The following is a 7,779-nucleotide window of genomic DNA, read 5'->3' as shown; positions in this document are numbered from 1 at the left end:
AAAAAATTGATAACAGATATTGTGAAATTTAGAGTAAAAGAAAATAAGTAGGCAACTACTTATTTTAATTTGTTTAATATTTGTTTTGTTTCGTTAACTACGTACTGTTTTTCATCTTTTGTTAGACGTAGTGACTCTTTGATTTTTTGTATCGATTTATTTAATACCCAATAATCATTTAATTTTAAAAGATAGGGCATAGTTTCGTTTGGATATTTTATATAGCATTCTGCCATACACCACGCTCTTGCCATCTTCACATAATAATGTTCAGTATTAAGTTTGGTGATAATTTTTAATATGGTTAAAAGATAGCGATCGTTAATGTAATAATAAAGCATGTTTACAATACCAAATCGAATTGTATAGGGATTATTTGATTTTGTGCAATTAATAACATATTTAAAGAAGTCTTCTGAATTATCTTTTAAGGCTAATACAAAACTATCGCAGAGTGACCAATTAGTTATTTTGGGTAAATAATTTGTTATTAAAGTATATTTATCTTCTGTTTGTAATTGTGCAATTACCAATCCTTCAATCATAACTTCTTCATAATAAATATCTTTTACTTCTTTTAGAAATGCACTAGGATTCGATTTAATGATGTTTTTAGCAATCTTGTGAAGTATAGGCATACGAACACCTATCATACGGTAATTGTTATCTGGGATAAGCGAACTATTAAATACTTGATATTTTAAATCTTGATGTTCCTTGCATTCTTTGATTATTTGATTGCGCATGTGATTTTAAACTCCTTTATGATATAATTATACGGGAGAATTCATCATGAAACAACGAACAGTAAAGACAAAACTTGCGAATATTGAATGCATAGAAAATGATGGGTTTTTAATTGAACTTAATTTTGTTGATGATTCGATAAAGAAGAGTGATCAATCACCGTTACTTGATCAAGTAGAGAAAGAATTACTTGAATATTTAGATGGTGTAAGAAAAGTGTTTTCTGTGCCAATAAAGTTAAAAGGCACTGAATTTCAAATGGATGTTTTAAGAGCTATGCAAACCATTCCTTATGGTGAGGTAAGAAGCTATAAAGATTTAGCAATCATGATTAATCGACCAAAAGCGGCAAGGGCAGTTGGTAATGCTTGTAACAAAAATCCAATCGCAATCATTGTGCCATGTCATCGGGTAATTGCATCAAATCATAAACTTGGTGGATATGGTTATGGAGTAGATTCAAAAATACGTTTACTTAAAATAGAAAATAGCGAATGTTGAGGTAAAACATGTTTAAAAAAAGTTTGATATTAATAATAGTCACCATCATGTTTCTAATACCACTAGATGTAAGTGCACTTAATTTAGGTGATTTACCACAAGTGGAAGATTTTACTGTGGCTTATATCACCGAGGATGTGGTTACACCATTAGCTTCTTCTAAGACATATAAAGGTGCATTGACTATATATGATAGAGAAATACCTAACTATGATAATGTAGTAATCATTAAAGATGGTAAAGTTATTCAAGCAGAATATGGAATCATTTCAATTAACAGTACTGCTGCTTGTGATGTGAATGTTGAATTCAAGAATGCAATTGATAATGGCTCAAATTATGTTAATGGATGCTATGGAACAGATGCTGCTTACTTAGGTACTGATGAAACGGGTAGCAAGGCACTGATGATGATTTCAGGGGTAACAGGGTGGGTTAATCTTAGTGATGTTACAATTTATCCTATTACAATGATACCATCTCGTATATCAACTTATGTTGTTAAAGATGGTCATCTATATCATCAAATAAAACAGTCGTTTTCAAGTGAATTTTATTCAGCTTTAATTAATATTGGAGTAGCTCCATCATTTTTAGAGAGCGATATTGAATATTTTAGTTATGATGGTCATTACTTTTACAAAGATGATGCTTTGTGGACAATGCTGGATGATTTAAAAATTGGTAGTCATGGTGGAAGTGTAAATCCATATGAACCATATTATAACTATTATCAATTTGTGAGTCATCGCACATTAACGAATGTTACATATGAGGAAGTATTAGCGTACTTTAGAGATTCTTTGCAAATTAATCATCAAATATCTAATTATTTAGATATGGATAAAGATTCAGCAGATGATACATTAAATCGTTCTCAATTCTATGAAAATGAAGATTCGTTTTTTCAATATCAATATCAGTATGGCGCAAATGCTTTAATGATGATTGGTTTGTCAATGAATGAAACTGCAGTAGGTAGAAGTTCTTTGGCATTTACTCGAAATAACTTGTTTGGTCATGCTGCATATGATTCTGATGTTGAAAAGAATGCATCTCGTTATTTTGGTGTTAATTCATCTATTTATAGTCATGCGAAATATTATATCTCGGGGAGTTATGCAAATCCTTTTAAATTCCAATTTCATGGTAGTTATTTTGGAAATAAAGCGAATGGTATGAATGTTTCGTATGCAAGTGATCCCTATTGGGGTGAAAAAGCAGCACAGTTTTATATGAACATTGATTCATCATTTGGATCTAAGGATTATAATTCTGTAGCATTAGGTATTAAAACTAATTACGAGGATGTTAAAGTATATCAATACGATTCAACAAACTCTCAAATTTTATATTCAACAGGTAAAAATCCAGATTTCGCGTTTGTTATTTTAGATGCATTTAGTAATGCTGAAGGTGATTGGTATAAAGTACAGTCCGAAGCTACATTGAATGCGGAATCTAAAGTAGATACGATGTATTACTATGATTATTCTAACTACGTTGCGTATATTAAACAAAGTGACGTGCAAGTTTTAATGAATATGGATAATTTAGGTCAAAAGGAATTGATTAAGGTAACATTTGATGCGAACGGGGGTATGTTTCAAGATGATACTGGTTTAATCACATATGGACTTGAAATAAATCGAATGCCTGTAATTGAAGAACCTACCAAAGAAAATGCTTTATTTGTTAGTTGGGATAAGGAAATTGTACCTGTTACAGAAGAAGTTACTTATGTTGCTCAATATAAAGATATTGAGTCAATAGAAATGGAAACTTATCCGCTTCAATATTTTGAATGGAATGATCGTATAGATATTGATGGAGGAGTTGTGAAGGTCAATTTTACTGATGGTAGTAAAAAAGAACTTGAACTTACTACTTCGATGGTTTCTAATTTTGATTTAAAAATTGAAGGTGAACAAGAAGTTATTGTTACTGTTGGTGGTAAGACAACAACATATCCAATAACTGTAGATAAAGAATTAGATACAATACGACAAGAATTGAAAGATGAAATTGTCTTAGTTCTTGAAGAAATGAGTGAAATAGAAACACTTAGTGATGAACAAGCTGAACGAGTTATTACATTAAAGAAGCGCATGGATGAGTATATGGTTCCTTACTTAACTCAACCTCAACTACGAGCTCTAGATAAAATAATCTATAAAGCAATTAATCATCGCATTCATTATGTTATTTATAAGAATGATTTAGATGCTTCAGTGTCAGGGTTATCATTAGCGATTGATTTAGGTAACTCGTTAGAGAATAAATTATTGAAAGATACAATCAAATTAATTGTTAAAGGTTCAATACCAAAAATTCATGAAAAAGAAATGACTACACTTGCTGAAGGTAATAATTTTAAAGTAATTGATACATTTACAATTAAAACGCAGAAGAATTTAGATAACTTTGAGTTAAATACACCGGTATTAATTTCGATTAAAAAACCAGAGGGATCACAAAGCAATGAATTGTTTACGGTATTATTATATGTAGATGGTGAAATTGTTAAGTGTTATACTAAACAAACAAATAACTATATCCAATTCATGACGCCGGCAATTGGTGAATTCATGTTGGTTTCTAGAAATACGACAAATGAATATATTATTGATGATGTTGTTGAAACAGTTCGAGTTGATAATAGTGATGCGGATATTCCTGCATTAATTGCATTTGGTTTATTTACAGCAGCATGTCTATTAGGCATCATTGTATTAATAGATGTATTATTAAGAAAAAGAAGAAGGAAAAAAATTCATGATCAACAAAAAAATTCCGCTATCGAAGATTCAATACAACAAGATGACAATTAGTGAAGAATTAGTAACGAGTATTGAAGCTAGAGGTATTATTATTCCTGTTAAAGTAGAATGTATTGATGGTGATATGTATCGATGTGTAGATGGACATAAACGTTTAAATGCATGTAAACAGATTGAGGATAAAACAAATTGTGAATTCGAAGTATTCTGTATGTTAGTAAATGATTTCTCTAAGTCTGGTTCAACGTACTGGGGTGCTAGAAATCATCATTAAGGAGGTTCTATGGAACGATTACAAAAGATTATTGCAGCTAGTGGTATAACCTCTAGACGTAAAGCAGAAGAGTTAATAGTACAAGGAAGAGTAAAAGTTGATGGTGAGATTATTACTCAATTAGGATATCAAGCTAAAAAAGGTGCAGTGATATTAGTTGATGGTAAACAGATTAATAAAGAAAATAAAGTTTATTATGTGATGAATAAACCCAAAAATACATTATGTACTTTGCATGATGAACATGATCGACCAACGATTATGGATTTCATTAATGTAGAAGAAAGAATATTCCCGGTTGGACGTCTTGATTTTGATACAACTGGTGTCTTAATTCTTACTAATGATGGAGAGTTTGCGAATGAAATTATTCATCCTAGCAGTCATTTAGAAAAGACCTATGAAGTGTCGATAAATGGTATATTGACTGGTGAAAATTTGAAAATGCTTGAAAAAGGAATTTTATTAGAAGATGGTATAACTTTACCAGCTCGTGCAATTACAATTGCTAAAAACATAGAAAAAGGTTCCATGCTTCTTGAATTAACAATTCAAGAAGGCAGAAACCGTCAAGTAAAACGAATGATTGAATACTTTGGTTTTGAAGTTAAGCGACTTAATAGAAAACGTCTTGGATCATTAATGGTTAATGATTTGAAACCTGGACAAGTTCGATTACTTAAACCATTTGAAGTTAAACAGCTTAGACAACTTGCAAAAGAAGGCAAGTAGATTATTTCTCTAAATTTAAGATAAATGATTCATTAGGATCAATGTATATTGTCTTATATGTAGATAATGAAGCCATACCAGGTTTAGCACCTGGTATTTTTTTTAAGTTTTTTACTTGGCAATAGTTAACAGGGACACTACTTGATGAACGACCTTTTGAATAATAACTAGCAATCATTGCAGCGGTACGTATCGTTTCTTCATCTAAATCTTGGCCATGTACTACAACATGAGCACCATGATAATCTTTGGTATGAAACCACATATCATTTTTATTAGCTAATTTAAAAGTAAGAGCTTCATTTTGTAGATTGTTTTTACCATAACTAATTTCAATGCCATTGTCTAAAGTGATACGTTTAATCTTAGGTAGTGTGTCTTTCTTTTTGTTATTTTTACGAATCTTAGAGACTTTCTTTTTAATATAACCTAAATCAGCGAGTTCTTGGCTAATTTCTTTAGCATCATCAAATGAACTGATATCTAGTTGTTCCTGTATACCTTCAAAATAATCAATTTCTTTTTGGCAAATATCTATTTGTTCTTGAATGAATATTTGTCCTTTTTTAGCTTTGTTGTACTTTTGGAAACATTTTTTAGCATTTCCTTTGATATCTAATTTAGGATCTAATGGTATTTTTAATAGAGAACTATCTTCAAATGATTCAAGTTCTATTTGATGCTCACCTTTACTATTTAAATGCTGATTGGCGTATAGTAAATCACCATAGGTATGCCATTTTTCACAATCTAACGATTCTTCTAATGATGCTTGTAATTTTGGTAGTTTTTGTTTTTGGTGTTTTAATTCCTTTAATACAAAGCGGTAGATATCTCCAGATAAATCCTTGATACGATCTCTTTCTTCTTTGTGTAAATAGACCAAATCTAACCCCTCTAGAAGTGGGTATTCTTTTGTTGTGATTTCTAAATGTTTTAAAGGAATACAATGAAATACTGCTTCATTATCTATGGTTGCGATATAAAGACTTTTCGATTCTTCAATTTCTTTCATAATATCTTTGAATGATTCATCATGTTGGAGTCGATATTCTATTTCTTTGCTTAAAAATGGTGAGAATCCATGAAATTGTTTTGTTAATGTTAACTCGGGATTATAATCGAAAGTAGTAAAAGGATTAGATTTACCTTCTTGTATTTCGGTTTCTTTAAACATTGCACCTGGTTGAATAGTTCTGCGATTGTTTTCAAAAGGTGGAATTCGTTTTAGAGCATCCATGATTTTTCCATTTGAATCAACAAAAATTAAATTTGCATATTTACCCATTAATTCAATGTATAAATAGCGCGTTACTTTGTCACCAATTTCATTGCGCATATGACATTCTAATTTAGCATAGCGATCGAGTCCTCCTTGTTCAACACTTTGAATTAAGGCACCTTCTAAATGCTTTCTTAATAACATAACAAATGAAGAGGGTTCCTCGGGAGTAGGATAAGAACGTTCCGTTAAATTAAGTCTATTGTAAATTGTGTGACATGAAATAATCAGGTTCTTACGACCTGATTGACATTTTAATTGAAATAATATTTCTGAGTTTGATACTTGATATATTTTGTTTATTTTAGCTGGAAATTCATTTTCTGTTTCTAAAATAATTTTGTGTAGCAGAATACCATCTAATGCCATTGTTAAAACCTCATTTCTTAGACGACTTTCACTTGCTTTAACTAGTCATCCTTTGTACAATTATTATATACAAACATGGAGGGAAGATAAAGTGAAAAGAGGTCTACTAGTAGTATTAAGCGGTCCAAGTGGGGTAGGTAAGGGTACGGTACTGAAGGAATTCATTGATAATCCAGATTTAAAGCTTGCTTATTCAGTTTCATTAACAACAAGAGAAAAACGTCCAAATGAAGTTGAAGGTGTTAATTATAACTTTGTTAGCCGTGATAATTTTGAAACAGCGATCAAAAACGGTGAATTATTAGAGTATGCAGAATTTGTTGGTAACTATTATGGAACACCAATGTCAACTGTTAATAAGTTACGTGATGAAGGTAAAAATGTGTTACTTGAAATTGAAGTTCAAGGATGTATTCAAGTTCGTGAAAAATGCCCAGATGCTTTAACTATTTTCTTAGTACCTCCTAGCATGGAAGAATTGGAAAAAAGAATTCGTGGACGCAACACAGAACCTGAAGAAATTGTTCAACAACGTCTTGCTAAAGCAAATCGTGAATTGGATATGGTTGGTCAGTATAAATATGTTGTTTGTAATGAAGATCCAAAACTTGCTGCAGATATAATTTCTATTATTGTTAAACGTCACATGGATTAAGGGATATCGAAAGATATCTTTTTTTTCTTCTATGTAATAAAAAAACTCGCCAAAGCGAGTTAGTTTTATCTGTTGTAGTATTCAACAACTAGAAGTTCATTGAATTCTTGGTTTAATTCGTTACGTTCAGGAAGGCGTACATAAGTACCAGCTTTCTTTTCTTTATCAATTGTAACGAATGCTACTGGATTTAATGTAGCTTCTAAAGCTTCATTGATACTAGCCATATTTCTGCTAGCTTCTTTAACTTCAACCTTTGAACCAGGTTTAACGATAAAGCTAGGGATATCAACTTTTTTACCATCAACTAAGATGTGACCGTGGTTAACTAATTGTCTAGCACCACGACGTGTACGAGCAAAGCACATACGGTATACTACGTTGTCTAAACGAGATTCTAATAAGAATAAGAAGTTATGACCTGTAACACCAGCCATTT

Annotated in this window: 8 protein-coding genes; 5 read left to right on the top strand and 3 right to left on the bottom strand. The window is 31.1% G+C overall.

The features are described from left to right. Positions 1–59 precede the first annotated feature (59 nt). Positions 60–746: a DNA alkylation repair protein gene (locus RR430_RS06800; protein WP_332486718.1), complete on the bottom strand. Its 687-nt coding sequence runs from the start codon at positions 744–746 to the stop codon at positions 60–62. Positions 747–792: 46 nt separating this feature from the next. Here RR430_RS06800 and RR430_RS06795 point away from each other — a divergent pair, with 46 nt between their 5' ends. From RR430_RS06795 to RR430_RS06780, 4 genes are read left to right on the top strand one after another with little or no spacing between them, the layout of a single operon-like run. Continuing rightward, positions 793–1,248, top strand: coding sequence for a methylated-DNA--[protein]-cysteine S-methyltransferase (locus RR430_RS06795; RefSeq protein ID WP_332486719.1), 456 nt, complete (start codon positions 793–795; stop codon positions 1,246–1,248). 8 nt (positions 1,249–1,256) lie between these two features. Then, a complete protein-coding gene (locus RR430_RS06790) occupies positions 1,257–4,079 on the top strand; it encodes a glucosaminidase domain-containing protein (protein ID WP_332486720.1) in 2,823 nt (940 codons plus the stop codon). Continuing rightward, complete coding sequence (locus RR430_RS06785; RefSeq protein WP_332486721.1) at positions 4,024–4,302, top strand: ParB N-terminal domain-containing protein; 279 nt, start codon at positions 4,024–4,026, stop codon at positions 4,300–4,302. The genes RR430_RS06790 and RR430_RS06785 overlap by 56 nt, the downstream gene beginning before the upstream one ends. Before the next feature lie 9 nt (positions 4,303–4,311). After that, complete coding sequence (locus tag RR430_RS06780; protein ID WP_332508822.1) at positions 4,312–5,034, top strand: pseudouridine synthase; 723 nt, start codon at positions 4,312–4,314, stop codon at positions 5,032–5,034. A 1-nt stretch (position 5,035) separates the two neighbouring features. On the opposite strand, the gene RR430_RS06775 is transcribed toward RR430_RS06780, so the two are convergent. Further along, the gene (locus RR430_RS06775; protein WP_332486723.1) at positions 5,036–6,685 is read right to left on the bottom strand and encodes an Rqc2 family fibronectin-binding protein; all 1,650 of its coding nucleotides are present in this window, start codon (positions 6,683–6,685) and stop codon (positions 5,036–5,038) included. A gap of 91 nt (positions 6,686–6,776) precedes the next feature. Here RR430_RS06775 and gmk point away from each other — a divergent pair, with 91 nt between their 5' ends. Further along, positions 6,777–7,340 carry a guanylate kinase gene (gene gmk / locus RR430_RS06770; protein WP_332486724.1) on the top strand — a complete coding sequence of 188 codons (564 nt, stop codon included), beginning with the start codon at positions 6,777–6,779 and terminating at the stop codon, positions 7,338–7,340. A 65-nt stretch (positions 7,341–7,405) separates the two neighbouring features. On the opposite strand, the gene rpsD is transcribed toward gmk, so the two are convergent. Beyond that, the coding region (gene rpsD, locus RR430_RS06765; RefSeq protein ID WP_332508821.1) for a 30S ribosomal protein S4 at positions 7,406–7,779 on the bottom strand (374 nt) is incomplete at its 5' end.

Origin of the sequence: Anaerorhabdus sp. (assembly GCF_036641015.1) — a bacterium.
GTDB lineage: Bacteria > Bacillota_I > Bacilli_A > Erysipelotrichales > Erysipelotrichaceae > Anaerorhabdus.
Note: the sequence above shows the minus strand (reverse complement) of the source record. Positions and strands in the feature narration are given on the sequence as shown.